Below are 17857 nucleotides of genomic sequence, written 5' to 3' on the forward strand. Positions count from 1 at the left end.
TGGGCCTAAAACCTGGGGAGGTATTCCTCATCGAAGCACCGTTTACGGATAACGGGGCCATTGCCGTACCCCGGCCGGTTCCGGCATCCATCCGAAAGGGAAGGAGCACCGATGCTCATTACTGAAACTATGGCCGGCCCGCGGGCCGCCCACGCACACCCCTGCCATGAGGCCCCCTCCTGGGCCGAGGCCCGGCGGCTGGCGTACGAGTGCGCCGGTCCGCTTCCGCCCGTTTGGGTTCCGCTGGCGGACGCTGATGGACGGGTCCTGAACCGGGACGTCACGGCGCTGCAGGATTTGCCGCATTACGCGTCCTCCGCCATGGACGGCTGGGCCGTCAACGGCGCAGGCCCCTGGCTGCTTCCGGACCCGCAGCAGCCACCGGCGCATCCGGGCCTGGCGGCCTATGGCCGCCTGGCACCCAACCATGCAAGGGTCATCGCTACCGGCGGATTGGTCCCCGCGGGCGCCCAGGCCATCCTGCGCAAGGAGAGCGGCGAGGTGGTCCCCGGGCCCTCCGGGAGCCCGCTCCTCACCGTCGGCCCCGACGCCCGGCCGGACGAACCCCGCCGCGGACAACACATCCGTCCTGCCGGCGAGGAGGCGCTGGCCGGCGATGTGCTGCTGCCCGCCGGCACCGTCCTTAACCCGGCACGCATCGCCCTGGCCGCTGTGGCGGGGCACGATGAAGTCCAGGTGCGGGCCCGGCCGTCGGTCGCCGTCGTCCTTACCGGTTCCGAAGTGGTGACGCAGGGAGTCCCCGCGGCCGGCGAGGTCAGGGATACCTTCGGCCCGCAGCTGGGCACAGTTCTTTCGCAGCTGGGCGGCATTGCCGGCAGTCCGGTGAGGATCGGCGATTCCTTCAGCGAGTGGCTGTCCGCCCTTGATACCGCCACAGCGCCCGGCGGCGGCAAGGCCGACGTCGTCATCACCACGGGCGGAACTGGACGGTCCGGTACAGACCATTTCCGTGCCGCCATTGGCTCACTGGGCGGACGCATCCTGCTCGACGGCATCGCCATGCGCCCCGGCCACCCTGCCGTCCTGGCCGAACTTCCCGACGGGCGGTTTGTGGCCGGGCTGCCGGGCAACCCCCTGGCCGCCATGATGGCGCTCCTGACCGTCGGGGCCCCGCTGATCGCCGCCTTGGGCGGCCGCCCCCTGCCCCCCGCGACGGACGTGCTGTCCGGCAGCGACATGCCACCGGACCCGGGCCGCACCCGCCTTGTCCCCTGCAGGATCCTGTCGGGGCTGGCGTTTCCTGTCCAGCACACAGGCCCGGGCATGATGCGCGGGCTTGCCTGGGCGGAGGGAGTCATGGTGGTTCCGCCGGACGGCGTGGACTGGGGCAGCCCGTCCCGGTGCTTCCACTTCCCTGGAGCCCCGGCATGGACATGGTTCCCGGCACGAACCCCCAAGGACGGAGCATCCCATGACCCGCATGACCCAGCGCCGCAAAATTCACCGCTTCCACCTGGACGGGGCAGGCACTGAGTACCCGGTGCGGCACAAGGAAGATGTCCTGGCCGCCGAGGAACCGCTTGAGATCCGCCTGAACGGCCGCTCGTTCGCCGTCACCATGCGCACCCCAGGGGACGATTTCGACCTCGTAGCCGGTTTCCTCGTCTCGGAAGGCGTCATCCGGCGCCAGGCGGACCTGGTCTCGCTGCGGTTCTGCGCCGGCAGGAACGGGGAAACCCAGACCTTCAACGTGGTGGACGCCCAGCTGGCGCCGGACGTGCCGATGCCGGACACCATGCGGCACGTGTACACCTCAAGCTCGTGCGGCATCTGCGGAACGGAATCGATCGACGCGGTCCGCAAGGCTATCCACTTCCACCCGGCAGAGGACGGTCTCCGGGTCCCGGTTGACGTCCTGGCGGGCCTGCCGGACAGGCTGCGGGCAGCGCAGGCCGTGTTTGACAAGACGGGCGGCGTCCACGCAGCCGGCCTGTTCAGGGTTGATGGGCCGGAAGCGGAGCTGCTGTGCCTCCGCGAGGATGTTGGCCGGCACAACGCCGTAGACAAGGTGGTGGGCTGGGCCCTTAGGGAGGGGCAGCTGCCGCTCAGTGGCACCGTATTGCAGGTTTCCGGCCGCGCATCCTTCGAGCTCGTCCAGAAGGCCGCCCTGGCGGGAATTCCGGTCCTGTCTGCAGTCAGCGCACCCTCCAGCCTGGCCGCCGACCTGGCCGCCGAAACGGGCGTGACCCTGGTGGGCTTCAGCCGGGGGAGCGGCTTAACGTCTATGCAGGACGCGAACGGGTGGGACGGCCAGCGACGGCGGTCCGGCAGGAAAGTTTTGCCTAGCGCAGCGCCGCTGTGCCGCGGTCCTTAGCCGCTCCTAGCGCAACCTGAACCACAATAAGCAACAGTGTGACCTACGCAACGACGAGTGTTAAAGATTTGTGTCATGGGCCGAAATCCCTTGACTTTCAATGTGGCCTGGTTCACTCTGTTGCTTAGCGCGAGTTCTGTTGATTCTTGCGGAACACCTCCCCCGACGGGCTTCCAGCCCTAGTGCGACCACGTTTCTCAACCGAAGAGGTGCATCAATGCACAAGGCATGCCCCCCAAAGCCTTTTCCGAACGGAAATCTCCGGCTTGATACCCCACGCCTAATCGCAAGCCCATGACTCGCCGAGCAAAGGACCCGCTCATGGCCATCAACAGTGAACTAAAGTCCCCACAACCCAAGAAACCGTCAGGCAGCGATCCGTTGCCTGATCCAACCCTTCCGGACTCCGCCACGGCGTCCCCCATCGATCCCGCCGAGACCGAGGCCGAAACTACCGTCCTGCCCGAGAACGAGGAGTACGAGCAGATCCTCGAGGAGCTGCGACAGACCAAGACCGAACAGGCCGTCTCCGAACGCCGCAACCGCAAGCTCATCCTGGACAAGACCACGTTCGGGATCACCGGCGTCATCGCCATCGCCTTCGTGATCTGGGGCTTCACCGGCAAGGACAGCCTCTCCACCACATCAAAAGACGCCCTTAACTGGGTGATGGAATACACCGGCTGGCTCTTCATGGTCCTGGCCTCCCTGTTCGTTGTCTTCGTCCTCTGGCTGGCCCTTGGGAAGTTCGGGAACATCCCGCTCGGCAAAGACGGCGAGAAGCCGGAATTCCGGACGGTTTCGTGGGTGGCCATGATGTTCGCAGCCGGCATGGGCATTGGCCTCATGTTCTACGGTGTGGCAGAGCCGCTCTACCATTTCATCTCTCCCCCGCCGGGCACAGTTGACGGCCGTACCCCGGACGCGATCCAGACGGCGATGGCCACGTCCATCTTCCACTGGACCCTGCACCCTTGGGCCATGTACGCGGTGGTTGGCATTGCCATGGCCTACGGCACCTACCGGCTGGGCCGTAAGCAGCTGATTTCGGCCGCTTTCACGTCCATCTTCGGCATCCGGACGGTCGAAGGACCGGTTGGCAAGTTCATCAACATCCTGGCCATCTTCGCCACGCTCTTCGGCACCGCGGCCTCGCTGGGCCTCGGGGCACTGCAGATCGGCAGCGGCCTGACGTCGAATGGCTGGATGGGCGAGATCGGGACCCCGTCCTGGTGGCCATCGTGGCCATCCTGACGGCCTGCTTCGTTGCCTCGGCCGTATCCGGCATTAGCCGCGGCATCCAGTGGCTGTCCAACATCAACATGGTCCTGGCCGTCATCCTGGCCATGATCGTCTTCGTGGCCGGACCCACCCTGTTCATCCTCAACCTCATCCCGGCGGCCGTGGGAGACTACGCCCGCGACCTTGCGGAGATGTCCTCCCGGACAGAGGCTGTCGGCGACGAAGCGCTGCGGACCTGGCTGTCCGGCTGGACCATCTTCTACTGGGCCTGGTGGATTTCCTGGACGCCCTTCGTAGGCATGTTCATTGCCCGCATCAGCCGCGGCCGGACCATCCGCCAGTTCGTTACCGGCGTCCTGCTGGTTCCGAGCATTGTGAGCGTCATCTGGTTCGGCATCTTCGGCGGCACCGCCTTCAACATCCAGCAGGAAGCGGACAAGGCCAACCAGCCGGGCCTGATGACCGTCACCGACGGGGTGGCGAGCATCGATTTTGACGGTGCCCTCTTCAACCTGGTGAAGAACCTTTCCATGCCGGGATGGCTCACGGCGGCCGTTATCGTCCTGGCCATGGTGCTGGTTGCCATCTTCTTCATCACGGGTGCCGACTCTGCATCGCTGATCATGTCGTCGCTGAGCTCCAACGGTTCCTCCGAACCCAAGCGCGGCCTGGTCATCTTCTGGGGAACGCTGACCGGAGCAGTGGCAGCAGTCATGCTGCTGGCGGGCGGCGATGAGCCCTCCGAGGCTTTGTCCGGCCTGCAACGGATCACCATTGTGGCGGCACTGCCGTTCGTCATCGTCATGCTGCTGCTCTGCTTCGCCCTGGCCAAGGACCTGCGGCGGGATCCGCTCTCGCTGCGCAAACGGCTGGCCACCTCCGTGGTGGAGCGGGCCATCAAGACGGGCGTGGAACAGCACCGCGGCGTCCAGTTCGACCTGGTCACCCGGCACGACTGCGGCGATTCATGCCCCGACCCGAAGACTGCCCGGGCGGCAGCTCCGTGGTGGACAACGACAAGAAATAGCCAATCGATTCCGGCCCCGGTGGACACCCACCGGGGCCGGAATCGCGTTAAGCCCCTATCGGTTTCGGGAACAGGTGGCACCTCTAAGCCGATTCCCGGTTCAGCATTACGTCGTAGGCCTCCACGCGCCGGTCCGTCACCGTGGTGGGCGACTCCAGGTGGACTGCCCCCGACGGCAAAATACCGGCGCCGCCGAACCGCTCCATAACCTGCCACTGGGCCAGGACGTCCTCGCCCGCGTGGTCAGCCGGAAGGTCCGCCCAGAAGGTGAACCCGCCGGCGTCGTTCAGTGCTTCCCGCCGGTAGAGCACGCAGCCGCCCAGCCACGCCACCCGGTAGGGCACCCACTGGCCGGGCTGCAGGGACAGCTCGGCACTCAGGTGGCTGAGATTGGCCGCACTGTGGAGCGGCCAGCGGTCGAAGCCGGGGGCGCCGGGGCGGATTCGCTCCGCACCCACCTGCCCCTCCCAGGCTTCGAAATTGGCTGTCTGCTCAGGGCGCCTGTCATTCAGGTAGGACAGCCCCTGGGGCGCCATCCCCACAAAACCGCACGCGAGCTCGTCCAGCGCCCCGCTCAGCCTGGCCAAGGCACCCGGCTCCAGCCAGACGTCGTCGTCAAGGAAAAGGCACTGGTCCGCGGTGGATTGCTCCAGCAGGAACTGGCGGTGTTCGGCCAGTCCGCGCCGCGGCAGGTGCCGGAGCATCGTGACCGGCCTCCCCTGCGCCTCCAGGACCCGCACCATGGCAGCAGCGGCGGGATGCTCCCACCCCGGGTCCCCGGTGGACTGGTCGCTGATGACGACGGCGAACGCGGGGTCGGTTTGGCCGGCGAGTCCGGCGAGGGTGACGGCGAGTTCAGCCGGGCGGTTGCAGGTTGGCACCAGCACGTCGACGGCTACGTGGCCGGGCAGGCCTGCCGGGCGTGCCCACTGTTCGGACGATCTCCTGCTCACAGTTCCTCCTGGTGCCGGCGGGCAGGGCCGGCAACTGGTGAATGGGTTTCGAATGTCCTTTACCCAGACCGCAGGCATGTATGCCGGCGGCAAGGCAAAGGCCCCTGTCCCGCATCTCGAATCGAGGAAACGGAACAGGGGCCCCGTGGCTGTGCAGCCTGCCTTCATGCAGGCGCCGCGCTCACATTGGCTCAGCCGGCGTCGAAGCTCTCGCCGCCGTCATCCTTGGGCGACTTTTCCTGCGGAAGGTCGTTGCCGCTGCCGTCCGGGATGCCCGCCGCTTCCTGGCCGGACTCGGAGGAGACCGGCGCGGAGCCCTGCGAGTCATCGTTGGATTCGTCGATCTCGGCGGCGCTGGAGGGAAGGTCCATGTCGTGCGGGACCGGCTCCGTGCCGGCGCCGGCCTGTGGCTCGTTGGTGTCGGCGCTGCCTGCTGCCTGGCTGCCGGCAGCGCCGCCGGCGCCCTGGCTTCCGCCCATCTCCTGCTCGGCGGTGGGGGTTCCGTAGCCGCCGGGATCCGACTCGGGTTGCGCGTGCTGGTTTTCCTGCGTCATGGTTCCTCCTGTTGGGTTTGCGGTTTGAGAGGGGCTTGCGGCCTGGGTCCCGGCGTGTGCTCAGAGTCCCTTGCCGCCGGTCACCGGCAGTACTGCCCCCGAGATGTAGGACCCGTCCTCGGAGGCCAGCAGCACGTAGGCGGCCGCCAGCTCGGCGGGCTGGCCCGCGCGTTCCAGGGGCGTGTCCTGGCCGAACTTGGGAAGCTTGTCCGGCCATTCGGTGGCGGGAATCAATGGTGTCCAGATGGGGCCGGGGGCCACGGCGTTGACGCGGATGCCCTTGGGGCCCAGTTCCTGCGCAAGGGCTTTGGTGAACGCCACCTGCGCCGCCTTGGTCATGGCGTAGTCGATCAGGCCGGGCGACGGGTTGAACGCCTGGATCGATGCGGTGGTGATGATGGAGGCGCCTGCCTTGAGGTGCGGGACGGCCGCCCGCGCACTCCACAGCAGCGAGTAGAGGTTGGTCTTGAAGACCCGGTCGAATTCCTCCGTGGGCAGGGTCTCAAGGCTCTCGCGGTTCTTCTGGTAGGCCGCGTTCAGCACCACCACATCCAGGCGGCCGAACTCAGCCGCCGCTTCCTCGACGATCCGGGTGCTGAACTCTTCCTCCCGCCCGTCACCGGCGAACAGGAGGGCGCGCCGGCCCGCCTTCCGGATCCAGTCGGCGGTGTCCTGGGCGTCGTCCTCCTCCTCGGGCAGGTAGGAAATAGCGACGTCGGCCCCCTCGCGGGCGAACGCGATGGCCACGGCCTTGCCGATCCCGGAATCGCCACCGGTGATGAGTGCGGCCTTTCCCTCAAGCTTTCGGTGCCCCTCGTAGCTGAGCTCGCCGTGGTCCGGCTTGGGATCCATGGGCGCCGTGAGGCCGGGCTGCTTCTGCTCCTGCTCCGGAAAGGGGCCCGAGTGGTAGCCGCCCCGGGGGTCCTTTGGCTGGTCTGTCTGCTTGTCGCTGCCGCTCATAGTCCGCCTCCCTGTGTCGGTTCCGCTGTACCGGTTTCGAAGGGCCCTGCCGGAGCACCGGCCCTTCGAAGCTATCCCGGCCGGAGGAACAAGTCCACCGATTGGTACGAATAATCAGTAAACTTATCAAATGATGGTCGTGACGCAATGCCTGCCTTGCTTCTGGGTACCTGGGGAGTAGAAAGGGACCAAGGACTGGCTGTCGCAGGAAGGAGAAGCAATGTCAGAGGTGGAGGATTACACCGGCAGAACGGGGCGGAACGAGACCCGCGAGGAACAACTGGACCGTAACTGGGCCGAGCTCCTGCAGGAACTCCGCGTGCTGCAGACCGGCGTCCAGATCCTGGCAGGTTTCCTGCTCACACTCCCCTTCCAGGAGCGGTTTGAGGACCTGGACGACTTCCAGGTGAACCTGTACCTGGCCAATGTGGTGGTCGCAGCCCTGACCACGTCATTCATCCTCCTCCCGGTCAGCGTCCACCGGCGCCTCTTCCGGAAGCGGCTCAAGGAAACCCTCGTCTCAAGCGCGGACACGATCACCAAGATCGCCCTGGGCGGAGTTGGCCTCCTGAGCGCCGGGACCGCCGCGCTGGTCTTCGACGTGACCCTGGACCGGTCCGCCGGCCTCACCGCGGGAGGTGCACTGCTGGGCGTACTGCTGGTCCTGCTGGTCTATGTTCCCCTGCACCTGAACAGGCGTGCAGCGGCGAACGGCAAACCATCCACCGAACGGGACAGCGATGGCTAAATGGGCCAAAGAGCACGGACTGCTGCTGGTGAACCTGGCACTGTTCCTGATCTTCTTTGGCGGGATGATCCTCTCCGGCGCGGCAACCTACAGCGAGGAACAGCAGGCCCACGGCGAGGCAGGGGTTTCGGTCCTGCAGTTTCTGGGCACCGGCGAGTTTGTGGAGGCCACCTTCGAAAACTGGGAATCTGAGTTCCTGCAGATGGCCCTCTACGTGGTGCTGACGGTCTTCCTGTTCCAGAAGGGATCCTCGGAGTCCAAGCCGATGGGCAAGGAAGCCCCGCAGGACGAGGATCCCAGGGAGGCAGCCATCAAGAAGGCAACGCCGTGGCCGGTTAAGCGCGGAGGCATGGTGCTCAAGTTCTATGAGCACTCACTGTCCATCCTGATGTTCGCGCTTTTCCTGGCATCCTTCACGGCCCATGCCCTGGGCGGGACCGAGGCCTACAACGAGGAACAGCAAAGCCATGGCGAGCCCACCGTCACGTTCCTGCAGTACATCGGGACCAGCCGCTTCTGGTTCGAGTCTTTCCAGAACTGGCAGAGCGAGTTCCTGGCCATCGCCGTGCTGGTGGGTGCGTCCGTGTACCTCCGCGAGAAGGGCTCCCCCGAGTCCAAGCCTGTCGCCGAACCGCACTACGAAACCGGCTCCTGAGCCGGATCGACATCGAGAGGAATCCATGCGAACCGTTGCGAAAACCATCCTCCTGGCCCTGCTGCTCATGGTTGTCCCCGGGCTTGCGGCAGGCGCAGCCTCTGCAGCCCCGGCTGCGCCAGCGAGTTCCGCGGCAGCCACCGTGGATGCCGCGGTATCCTCCGGAGGGCTGCTGGTGCCTGCCGGCAACACCCCTACGCCGTCCCCGGGGACACCGCCTCCAGCGGCCCGGCCAATCCCGGGACCGGTGAGTCCGCGGAGAATGAAGGCACCCGCCTGAACTGGGCTCCGTTGGTCATTGGCGCCATCGCCGTGGTGGTCCTGATCCTGATTTTGCTCTGGCGCCGCCGCCGCAACACCACCATCGTCGGCTGACAGGCGCTGGACCGGTCGACGCCGGCCTGCTGGCAGGGGCCGCGATGTTGCAGCCTACGCCTGGAAAAGGCGGCGGGGGAACCTAGGCCCCTTCGAGCACCTGGCTTGTTGCCCAGGCAAGGTACTTTCCCGCGTTGGCAACGGCGTCTGCCGGGCTGGAGGCCACGTCCAGCAGCTGCGCCGCGGCCACCACGCCGTGTTCGGCAAGGTCCTCGAGGGTCACCAGGATCCGGCCCGCCACGACGATCACCGGGATGCCCTTCTCCCGCGCCGCATCTGCGAGCGCGATGGGGGCCTTGCCCGTGAGGGACTGCGAATCCATGGACCCTTCGCCGGTGATGACCAGGTCAGCGCCGGACAGCTGGTCGGCCAGTCCGGTGAGTCCCGCCACCAGCGCGAAGCCGCCCTCCAGGGCGGCACCGGTGAAGGCAAGGAACGACGCCGGGAACCCGCCCGCGGCGCCGGCGCCGGGAACGTTGACGTCCCGGCCGGTCGCCTCCCGCAGCACCGAGGCCCAGTTGCGGAGCCCGGCGTCGAGCAGTTCGATGCCGTCCTGGTCCGCGCCTTTCTGCGGCGAGAAGACGTGGGCGGCCCCTTGCGGGCCGTAAAGGGGGTTGCGGACGTCCACGGCGATGCGGAAGGTGGTGGCTGCAAGGCGCGGGTCCAGTCCGCTGGTATCCAGCGAGACGACGTCGGCGAGCGATCCGCCGCCCAGTGGCACCACGTTGCCGGCGGAGTCCAGGGGCTTCAGCCCGAGTGCCCGGAGCGCGCCGCTGCCGCCGTCGGTCATCGCTGAGCCGCCCAGCCCGAGCACGATCTCGGTGGCGCTGGCATCCAGGGCGGCGGCGATGAGCTGGCCGCACCCGTAGCTGTGCGCGCGGAGCGCATTGTCCGGAGTGGGCTCCATGTCCGCCAGGCCGGAGGCCTGCGCGGTTTCGATGACGGCGGTAACCGCGCCGTCGCCGGACTTCCGGATGGCCCAGGCGGCGCCGACCGGGGCGAGGACGGGGCCCACCACGGCGTTGAGTCTTTCCTCGTATCCGGCAGCAACTGCCGCCTCCAGGGTGCCCTCACCACCGTCGGCAATCGGGAACTGGTTGGCCACGGCGTCGGGGTAGACCCGCAGGGCCCCTTCCGCGATGGCCGCTGCGGCTTCAGCAGCCGTCAGGGAGCCCTTGAACTTATCCGGAGCAATAAGGATGCGCATGCGCTCCATCATGCCAGCAAGCCGACGGAAAGCGCTTGCCCCGACGTAATACGGAGGGAAGCAGCCTACCCCTCGCGCCACTCGTGGCTGGTGATGTGGGAACCGGCCTGCGGCCCCATCTGGAGCATGCCGCCGTCCACGGCCCAGGCCGCGCCGGTGACGTAGCTGGAAGCAGGGGAGGCCAGGAACGCGATGACGGCCGCGACCTCCCGCGCATCGCCGGGCCGGCCGAGGGGCACGCCCGGGCGGTCCTTCGTGGTGGGGTCCTCGTCCTCCTGCCCGGTCATGGGTGTGGCAATCTCGCCGGGCGCCACTGTGTTGGCGGTGATTCCGTGCTGGGCCAGTTCCAGGGCAAGGGTCTTCATGAGTCCGCCAAGCCCGTGCTTGGATGCGTCATAGGCGGAGGAGCCCACGCGGGGCTGGAATTCGTGCACGCTGGAGACGGCAATCAGCCGGCCGCCCCTGCCGGCCCGGACCATGCGGCGGGCGGCGGCCTGGAGGCACACGAAGGCACCGTTGAGGTTGGTGTCCAGGGTTTGCATCCAGCGGTCCAGGTCCATGTCCAGGAACTTGGTGCTTTCGCCGGTACCGGCGTTGTTGACGAAGACGTCCACGCCGCCCAGCTCGTCCGCGAGTTCGTCGATCACGGTACCCGCGGACCGGAGTTCGGTGGTGTCCAGCTGGCGGACGACAGCCTTGCGGCCCGCGGCCCGGATCTCTTCAGCCGTCCGCTCCGCCCCGGCCTTGTCCGAGTGCCAGGTGACGCCCACATCCATGCCAGCCCTGGCAAGAGCGACGGCGGTGGCCTTGCCTATCCCGGAGTCCGAGCCGGTGACGATGGCGGTGGCGGGCGCGAAGTTGCTGGTGTCCTGCATCGTGGCAAGCCTTTCGGTAGGTCAGGTGCTGGAAGGTGGTGCGGGGTCAGGCGGGGCGGGTCAGGCGGGTCGGCGCAGTTCCGGCTCGGGAGGGAAGCGCCGGGCGGCTGCGACGTCCGGTTCGTCCTTGACGGCCATGAGCGGAACGGCGAAGGTGACCACAGGCCGGTCGGTGTCGTCCGCGGACCTTACTGTCAGGCTCCGGGTGCCCGGCGGCACGGAGGGGGTGAAGACCTGCAGGTTCCGCGAGCCCAGGATTGCCGAGTTTTTGAGCCTGTATTGGGTTCCAAAATGGTCCTGCAGGATGATGTTCGGCTGCGGTCCCCCTTCGGATGCCATCTGGATATTTACCACCAGCCCGGTGTCCCAGATCTCGACGGACAGGACGGTGAATTCGGTGGAGTCCGTGACGTGGCTTCCGTAAGTGGGTGGCAGCAGCATGCCCCGGAGGGAGCCTGACGGTATGAGTTCTCGCATTGTTGGTTCCTGGTGGTCTTGCGTCCGCCGTCGCCGAAGTGGCGCCGGATGTGCTCCGGTGCTGCTGAAACGATGGGGGCGCCGGTGCGGCTTAGGCATCTTCGCGGTTGGGGTTTTCCAACCAAAAGAAGGTGGATTGTTGCCCGTCGCTACGCTGTTTCTGATGGATGTAATTGAGGCGCCGGGAGTCGAAGGTCTCGAACCATTCGTCCCGGCTGATGTGGCGGAGCTTATCGCTGTCGCCGCCGAAGTCGATCCGCAGCACTCGCAGGCGGTTCCTCCGCCATGGTGGCCTTCCTTTCCCCAGAGGCTGGAACTAATAAGTCTACTTATTATGTAGCCTCCGGATCCGGCCATGTGTCAAGGGGATTGGCTGGTTTCAGCGGCTTCCCACAACGGTGGAAGGACCGGTTTCGGCGGCTAACCCCGCGGCCGCAGTACCGCGTAGTACCCGGGCACCCGGCTTCGCCCGTCCACGCCGGTTGCGGGGTTGGTCTCGATGGCCACTTCGCCGTCCTCCAGCAGCTCCCAGGCTTCGGCGGGCAGTACCTGCTGCCTTTCCACGGGGCCGAAGTGGCCCGGCATTGGCAGGCCCCTGATGGCGCGTTCGAGCGGAGCGGGAATGCCCTGCATGGTGGCGCCCAGATGGGTCACGTAGTCCACGGGGTTGCCCTGGAAGTTGGTTTCAGCCAGGAACACGGTGCCCCGCTTCCCGGCGAGAAGGCGGAGGTTTTCCACCAAGGCCGCCTGGTCAGCCGGCTCGAGGACATGGAGAACGCCGCGGATGAAGACATTGGCGCCGCCGTCGAAGCCCTTTTCCGCCCCTGGCGCGGTCATGTCGCGCACTTCGAAGCGGACGTTGCCGGTCTCCCCGGACTCCGCCGCTGCCCGCCTGACCGCGTGCTCGGAGACGTCCATGCCGACGGCCTCGGGAAAAATTCCAGCCAGCGCGCGGGTGAAGCTGCCGTGTCCGCAGCCCACGTCCACCACCGGGAGTTCCGGGTCCAGGTAGCGGAGGAGGACATCCTTGTAGCCAAGGAACTCGTCGTCCGTCCCGGCATCCCACAGCACCTCGCCGCCCACGCCCGTTGCCCTGATTCCCGCCCAGTACCGGTCCCACGCCAGCGGCCGGTCCTTGGGTGCAGAGCGGGAGAGCCGGACAAGCCTGGGAATCAGCAGGTACTTCCGCAGGGCAGACAGTAGCGACTTGGCGGGTGAAGACTTCGCTGGGGAGTACACCGGTCAAATATATGTCGCGGAGCACACACAGCCCGCCATTGCCGGGCATTGAGGCCGGATCTTACGACGGCGGCGCGTCCCTTCCGCCGCCCATGCCCGGAGTGAGCGGGCTTCAGGCCGAGGGGCCGCCGTCCAGGGTGAGCCATGCCATGGCTTCCTGCCTGGAGGTGAAGAACCGGGTGGGGCAGGGCAGCTTGCTCACTCCCAGGACGAAGTTGGCCATGACCTTGTCCACGGGCGAGGAACCCAGCAGCGCGATGCGGGAGGCCTGGCACGGCCGGCCGAACACCGCACGCGCTCCCCGGCTCACCCGTTCCGTCGTCGCCATGTCCACCAGCATGGGACGCCGGTCCTCACCGCACAGGTCGTTGACCCTGTCCATGGCGTTCTCGGCGTCGGCCTCGCTGATCGAAGCGCCCCGCGGCCACCGCAGCTGGAGGATCCCGCCCTCATCCAGGCTCAGATCTCCTTTGGTGGATCCTTCCGGTTGCTCTGTCACTTTGTCCCTCCGCACGATTTTTCTGGAGCCACACGTCCCGCATCCCCCTACAATGTACTCAACTGGGAGGGAAGGGGTCATTGTGGCGGCTGATTCGCCGTGTGACTTGCGCGTGCCACGCGCCGCCGTGGTGGCGGACCCCGACGCCGCGCGGCTCGCGCGGAACGCCTCCGCCCTTGAAGAGGCGGGCTTTTGCGTGACGTCCGCGACCGACGCAGCCGGACTGGCAGCACTCCTGCAGGACGGCAAGCCGGCGGTCATCATTGCGGACGCGTCGCTGCTTCCTGCCATTGGAACCGAAGCGCCGGTCCTGCTGATGGTGGACCTGGACAATCCCGCCGAAACCTCCGCCCGCCCCTCCGGCATCCATGACTGCATCACCAAGCCGCCGGCCCCACGGGAGCTCGTCCACCGGGCTTCCGCCCTGATCGACCTGGTGGCAAGGCGGAACGCCTCACGGCAGCGGGCCGAGGCACTGCGCGAACAGCTCCGGCTGGTTTCCGCTGCGGTCCGCGCCACCAACGATCCACAGGAGATCGCCAACCATGTGGTGGCAGGCTTCGGCCGGACCTTCAAGGCCGACCATGTCCTGCTGGCCACTTTCGAGGACGAGCGGGTTCCGCGCATCACCGCCACCTGGGACGCCCCGGGACTGCAGCCGCTGCCCCCCGGCGTCCTGCCGGACGGGAAGAGGCGCACCGGACGGCGGACCTGCTCTGGGCCGGTGCGGAAACCATGTCCACGGACGCACCCGAAACGGACGACCCCCCTGCCGAGGGCGCGCGGACCGGCGAAGGCGGGGGAACGGCGTCGGGCCTTTCCAGCACGTTCTCCACCCTCGCAGTGCCCATTGGGGAGGGAAATTCCTCGCTTGGAATCATCTGGATTGCCATGCGTGACCGGCGGCGCCAGTGGTCCCGTGCGGAGCTTGGCCTCATCCAGCACGTGGCGGGCAACGCCGCGTACGGGCTGATCCAGAGCCACCTGATCAGCAGCCAGCAGCAGGTGGTCAAGCAGCTGCAGCAGCTGGACAAGGCCAAGACGGACTTCCTGGCCACCGTGAACCATGAGCTGCGCACACCGCTGACCTCGATCATGGCGTACCTGGACATGATCCAGGAAAGCACCGAGCAGCCGGTCTCGCCCGAGGTCCACCAGATGCTGGACATCGTGGTGCGGAACACGGAGCGGCTGCGGTCGCTGATCGAGGACATGCTGAGCGTTTCGCGCAACGGCCTGGATGACAGCCTGATGCATTTCACCCCCGTGCGCCTGGGACAGACCCTGGACCTGGTGGCGGCGGCGCTCCGGCCGCTGGCCAAGCTGCAGAACGTGACCATCGAGGTGGACCCGGTGCCGGAGGATCCGGAGATCCTGGCCGACGAGGTGCAGCTGCAGCAGGTCTTCACCAACCTGGTATCCAACGCCATCAAGTTCACCCCCAGCGGTGGACGGATCGAGGTGGGCAGCGAGTCGCACGCCGCCGAGGACGGCACCCGCTGGGCAACGGTCAGCGTGGCCGACACCGGCATCGGCATTTCCAGCGACGAGATCGACCACGTGTTCACCCGGTTCTACCGAGCCTCCAACGCCATGTCCGGGGCGATCCCGGGGACGGGCCTGGGACTGGCCATCACCAAGGACATCGTGGTGCGGCATGGGGGGAAGATAGACGTGGCGTCCACGTTGGGCGCCGGCACCACCGTCACCGTCAGCCTCCCCCTGGATGCCGACCGGTCCCGGGCCAACTGAGCGGGGGAAGAAGGAAAGCTGATGTTCGCGGACAATGATCCCCGGCTCTCCCAGCTGCTGGAAGGCATTGTCCGGCTGGCATCGGGAGACCTCAGCTCCCGGATAGAGGTGTCCCCGGCGCGGGACGAGCTGGACGCCATCATCACCGGTACCAACCTGCTGGCGGAGGACCTGCAGATCATCTACGAAGAGCTCGAGCAGCGGGTCCAGGTGCGGACCCAACTCCTGCACGAGGCTCACCTTGAGATGCAGAAAATGGCCATGCAGGACCCGCTCACGGGCCTGGCGAACCGCTCCGCCCTGATCGACGCCCTGAAGACGGCACTGGACGCCGGGGCCGCTCCCGAAGAGGGGCCGGTGCTCCTGCTCATGGACCTGGACGCCTTCAAATCCATCAACGACAGCATGGGCCACACCGCGGGCGACCAGGTCCTCATCACCGTGGGGCAACGGCTCCGGGGCGCGGTGCGGGCGGACGACGTCGTGGCCCGGCTGGGCGGGACGAATTCGCCATCGTCATGCCGTCCGCCACCCCGGACCAGGCCACTGTCGTAGGCCACCGGATCCTCGCAGCCCTCAAGCAGCCCATCGAACTCCCCGGCCGGAGCGTGCGCTGCGGGGCCAGCATCGGGCTGAGTGCGGGCGCCGAAGGCCAGACCCCCGAGGACATGCTGATGGAGGCCGACGTCGCCATGTATGCCTCCAAGGCGGAGGGGCAGAACCGGCTGCACCGCTTCGAGCCGGCGCTGCTGCTGATGCGCAGGCTCCGCAGCCAGCTGGTGGAAGACCTGCGCGCCGCCATCAAGAGCGACGGCCTGACTCTCTACTACCAGCCTGTGGTGGAGCTCGCCACAGGGAGGGTGGAGGGCGTGGAGGCGCTGGTGCGCTGGAACCACCCCACCCGCGGGTTCATCATGCCGGACGAGTTCATACCGCTGGCCGAGGAAGCCGGGCTGATCTCCGAGCTTGGCCTGTGGGTGCTGCGGGCGGCCGTGCACCAGCTCCGGTCGTGGATCGCCGCCTCCCTGGTGGACAACAGGTTCTCCGTCCGCATCAACATTTCCGCCACGGACCTGCAGAGCCTGCAGTTCATCGAGGATGTCCGGAATGTGCTGAAGGAAACCGGGGTACGGCCCGAGCAGGTGGTCCTGGAACTGACGGAAGTGGCCATCGTCAAGGGCAACGAACTGGACCGCTACTCGCTGGCCGGGCTGCGCGGCCTGGGGGTGGGAATCGAAATCGACGACTTTGGCACCGGCTACTCCTCCATCAGCTATCTGCGCCGGCTCCCGGTGGACCGGGTGAAGGTTGACCGTTCGCTGATCACCGGCCTGGGCACGGATCCGAGCCAGCCCGCGCTGGTGGCGGCCGTCCTGCAGCTGGTCCGTGCATGCGGGCTGGAGGCTGTGTGGGAGGGCGTTGAAACCGCCGAGCAGGCCGGGATCCTGCGGGGGCTCGGCTGCCTGAGCGCGCAGGGCTACTACTTCAGCAGGCCGGTGCCGCCCGACCAGATCCCGCTGCTGCTGGCCGACCAGCCCGAAGGCGCCAACCCCTGACCCGCCAAGTTACCGCAAGGTACCCAAATTACTGCTAAAACTCCCGCAAACCCCTGCGTTTTTTGGTGCTGCCGATATACGATCATCGTGCGGTGTCTGGTTTTCCTGGCCGCTAGAGCTGGGGATTCACAGAAGCACCGGAATTAAAAGGCGTTCATAAATTGAAAATTAATTGGGCCACTGGGTCATTACTTCGTCAACTGGGGGCGTAGCTAATGTCGGTTCGTGTACAGGCATGGGGAATTATTGCCGCGGTACTGGCGGAAACAGATCCGTCCGGCGCGGCCGTCCGGCAGCGCCTTAGCAACAGCCTCGACGAGAATCCGGGGGTGCCCGAACGGGCCCTGCTGGAATACCTTCTTGAAACGCGGCGCAGCGATGCCAATACTGTTGAAACGCTGGAGACCGCACGGGAAATGCGCCTCACTCCCGCCGCCCTCCCGCCCAAACTCGCCGAGCAGATTGATGCCATCCGCAGCATGTCCCGGATCAGCGCGCTGCTTGAGAACCAGATGCTGATGACGGCTTTCCAGCCGATCTACGGGCTGGGCGACAAAAACGTGGTGGGCGTGGAGGCATTGTCCCGCTTCGTCAGTGACGACGGCGCGGCGGCCGAGCTGTGGTTCGCCGAAGCTGCCGCCGTGGGCCTGGGCGCCAACCTGGAATTCTCGGCCCTCGGATCCGCGGCAGCGGCTGCCAGGGACCTTCCGCCGCACCTGTTCGTGTCGCTGAACATCTCCCCCACGTCCTGCCTGGACCCGCGGCTGCCGGAACTGTTCGAACATATTGACCTTCCCATCAACCGGATTGTCCTCGAACTCACGGAAACCATTCCGGATGAGGAATACGCGCAGTTCATCGCCGCGATCAATCCGCTGCGCGACCAGGGCCTGCGGATCGCCGTGGACGACACCCACTCCGGGGCCGGCGCCCTGAGCCGCATGGTGCACCTGCGCCCCGATTTCCTCAAGGTGGGACGTGACGTGATCGGGGACGTGGACAACGACGGCCTGCAGCGCGCCCTGACCGCCTGTCTGGTGGATTTCAGCCAGCAGATCGGCACAACCCTCGTGGCGGAGGGCATCGAAACGGTTGGGGAATTGAAAGTCCTGACCGAACTGGGCATCGATGCGGGGCAGGGCTACCTGCTGGGACGCCCGTCCGTCCGGCCAAAGGACTGGGTTTCCTGGAACACCCGGCTGGACGCGGACGGCCTGAACCGGCAGCTCGTGGGGCCGGACCAGGCCACGCTCAATCCCCAGGGAAACGACGCACCTTGAGCTGAATCTTCGGACAGTGGACCGGCAGGCATGGGCGGGTTCTAGCGGTCGTTGCAACACCCAGAATTTTTGGGAGTTGCAACGACCGTGTCGTCTTTAGGGAGAAGCCCGCTGGGCGGCGGA

General features: G+C 66.8%; 15 protein-coding genes and 4 pseudogenes. 10 read left to right on the forward strand and 9 right to left on the reverse strand.

Going from position 1 to position 17857, the window contains the following annotated elements:
* Positions 1-111: 111 nt before the first annotated feature.
* The 3 pseudogenes from ACPEE0_RS18975 to ACPEE0_RS18985 all read left to right on the forward strand — a co-directional run bounded on the left by ACPEE0_RS18975 (position 112) and on the right by ACPEE0_RS18985 (position 4604).
* Positions 112-1436: pseudogene (locus ACPEE0_RS18975) on the forward strand (molybdopterin molybdotransferase MoeA).
* Positions 1433-2307, forward strand: a pseudogene (gene fdhD / locus ACPEE0_RS18980) (formate dehydrogenase accessory sulfurtransferase FdhD). Before ACPEE0_RS18975 ends, fdhD begins: the two co-directional pseudogenes overlap by 4 nt.
* Positions 2308-2656: 349 nt before the next feature.
* Positions 2657-4604, forward strand: a pseudogene (locus tag ACPEE0_RS18985) (BCCT family transporter).
* Positions 4605-4687: 83 nt separating this feature from the next.
* Here the strand turns inward: ACPEE0_RS18985 and ACPEE0_RS18990 are convergent.
* From ACPEE0_RS18990 to ACPEE0_RS19000, 3 genes are all read right to left on the reverse strand, one after another.
* Entirely contained in the window at positions 4688-5557 is an 870-nt protein-coding gene (locus tag ACPEE0_RS18990) for a glycosyltransferase family 2 protein (RefSeq protein ID WP_424575058.1), read from the reverse strand.
* A gap of 191 nt (positions 5558-5748) precedes the next feature.
* Positions 5749-6111, reverse strand: coding sequence for a hypothetical protein (locus tag ACPEE0_RS18995; protein ID WP_424575059.1), 363 nt, complete (start codon positions 6109-6111; stop codon positions 5749-5751).
* 60 nt (positions 6112-6171) lie between these two features.
* Positions 6172-7071 carry an SDR family oxidoreductase gene (locus ACPEE0_RS19000; RefSeq protein ID WP_424575060.1) on the reverse strand — a complete coding sequence of 300 codons (900 nt, stop codon included), beginning with the start codon at positions 7069-7071 and terminating at the stop codon, positions 6172-6174.
* 220 nt (positions 7072-7291) lie between these two features.
* Here ACPEE0_RS19000 and ACPEE0_RS19005 point away from each other — a divergent pair, with 220 nt between their 5' ends.
* The 3 genes from ACPEE0_RS19005 to ACPEE0_RS19015 are packed head-to-tail and all read left to right on the forward strand — an operon-like array spanning position 7292 to position 8754.
* On the forward strand, positions 7292-7819 hold the full coding sequence (locus ACPEE0_RS19005) for a DUF6328 family protein (RefSeq protein WP_009357608.1): 528 nt from the start codon (positions 7292-7294) through the stop codon (positions 7817-7819).
* A complete protein-coding gene (locus ACPEE0_RS19010) occupies positions 7812-8474 on the forward strand; it encodes a DUF6766 family protein (protein WP_009357607.1) in 663 nt (220 codons plus the stop codon). Before ACPEE0_RS19005 ends, ACPEE0_RS19010 begins: the two co-directional genes overlap by 8 nt.
* A gap of 25 nt (positions 8475-8499) precedes the next feature.
* Entirely contained in the window at positions 8500-8754 is a 255-nt protein-coding gene (locus tag ACPEE0_RS19015; protein WP_424575061.1) for a hypothetical protein, read from the forward strand.
* A 177-nt stretch (positions 8755-8931) separates the two neighbouring features.
* Here ACPEE0_RS19015 and ACPEE0_RS19020 read toward each other — a convergent pair whose 3' ends face one another.
* From ACPEE0_RS19020 to ACPEE0_RS19045, 6 genes are all read right to left on the reverse strand, one after another.
* The gene (locus ACPEE0_RS19020) at positions 8932-10056 is read right to left on the reverse strand and encodes a glycerate kinase (protein WP_407710349.1); all 1125 of its coding nucleotides are present in this window, start codon (positions 10054-10056) and stop codon (positions 8932-8934) included.
* Positions 10057-10121: 65 nt separating this feature from the next.
* A complete protein-coding gene (locus ACPEE0_RS19025; RefSeq protein WP_407710348.1) occupies positions 10122-10931 on the reverse strand; it encodes an SDR family oxidoreductase in 810 nt (269 codons plus the stop codon).
* Between the two features lie 60 nt (positions 10932-10991).
* Positions 10992-11408, reverse strand: a complete 417-nt coding sequence (locus tag ACPEE0_RS19030; RefSeq protein WP_035752484.1) for a hypothetical protein — start codon at positions 11406-11408, stop codon at positions 10992-10994.
* Positions 11409-11499: 91 nt separating this feature from the next.
* Positions 11500-11673: a hypothetical protein gene (locus tag ACPEE0_RS19035; RefSeq protein ID WP_009357604.1), complete on the reverse strand. Its 174-nt coding sequence runs from the start codon at positions 11671-11673 to the stop codon at positions 11500-11502.
* A gap of 155 nt (positions 11674-11828) precedes the next feature.
* Complete coding sequence (locus ACPEE0_RS19040; RefSeq protein WP_407710347.1) at positions 11829-12647, reverse strand: class I SAM-dependent methyltransferase; 819 nt, start codon at positions 12645-12647, stop codon at positions 11829-11831.
* Positions 12648-12759: 112 nt separating this feature from the next.
* Complete coding sequence (locus ACPEE0_RS19045) at positions 12760-13146, reverse strand: STAS/SEC14 domain-containing protein (RefSeq protein ID WP_009357602.1); 387 nt, start codon at positions 13144-13146, stop codon at positions 12760-12762.
* A gap of 112 nt (positions 13147-13258) precedes the next feature.
* On the opposite strand from ACPEE0_RS19045, the gene ACPEE0_RS19050 reads away from it, so the two are divergent.
* The 4 genes and pseudogenes from ACPEE0_RS19050 (at position 13259) to ACPEE0_RS19065 (ending at position 17734) form a co-directional block, all read left to right on the forward strand.
* Entirely contained in the window at positions 13259-14119 is an 861-nt protein-coding gene (locus tag ACPEE0_RS19050; protein ID WP_424575062.1) for a hypothetical protein, read from the forward strand.
* Entirely contained in the window at positions 14038-14898 is an 861-nt protein-coding gene (locus ACPEE0_RS19055) for a sensor histidine kinase (protein ID WP_424575063.1), read from the forward strand. The genes ACPEE0_RS19050 and ACPEE0_RS19055 overlap by 82 nt, the downstream gene beginning before the upstream one ends.
* 21 nt (positions 14899-14919) lie before the next feature.
* Positions 14920-16454 (forward strand): annotated as a pseudogene (locus ACPEE0_RS19060) (putative bifunctional diguanylate cyclase/phosphodiesterase).
* 215 nt (positions 16455-16669) lie between these two features.
* The gene (locus ACPEE0_RS19065; protein WP_235046832.1) at positions 16670-17734 is read left to right on the forward strand and encodes an EAL domain-containing protein; all 1065 of its coding nucleotides are present in this window, start codon (positions 16670-16672) and stop codon (positions 17732-17734) included.
* Positions 17735-17857: the final 123 nt, after the last annotated feature.

The sequence above is a fragment of the Arthrobacter sp. SD76 genome (genome assembly GCF_049726125.1).
Taxonomy (GTDB): domain Bacteria; phylum Actinomycetota; class Actinomycetes; order Actinomycetales; family Micrococcaceae; genus Arthrobacter; species Arthrobacter nitrophenolicus.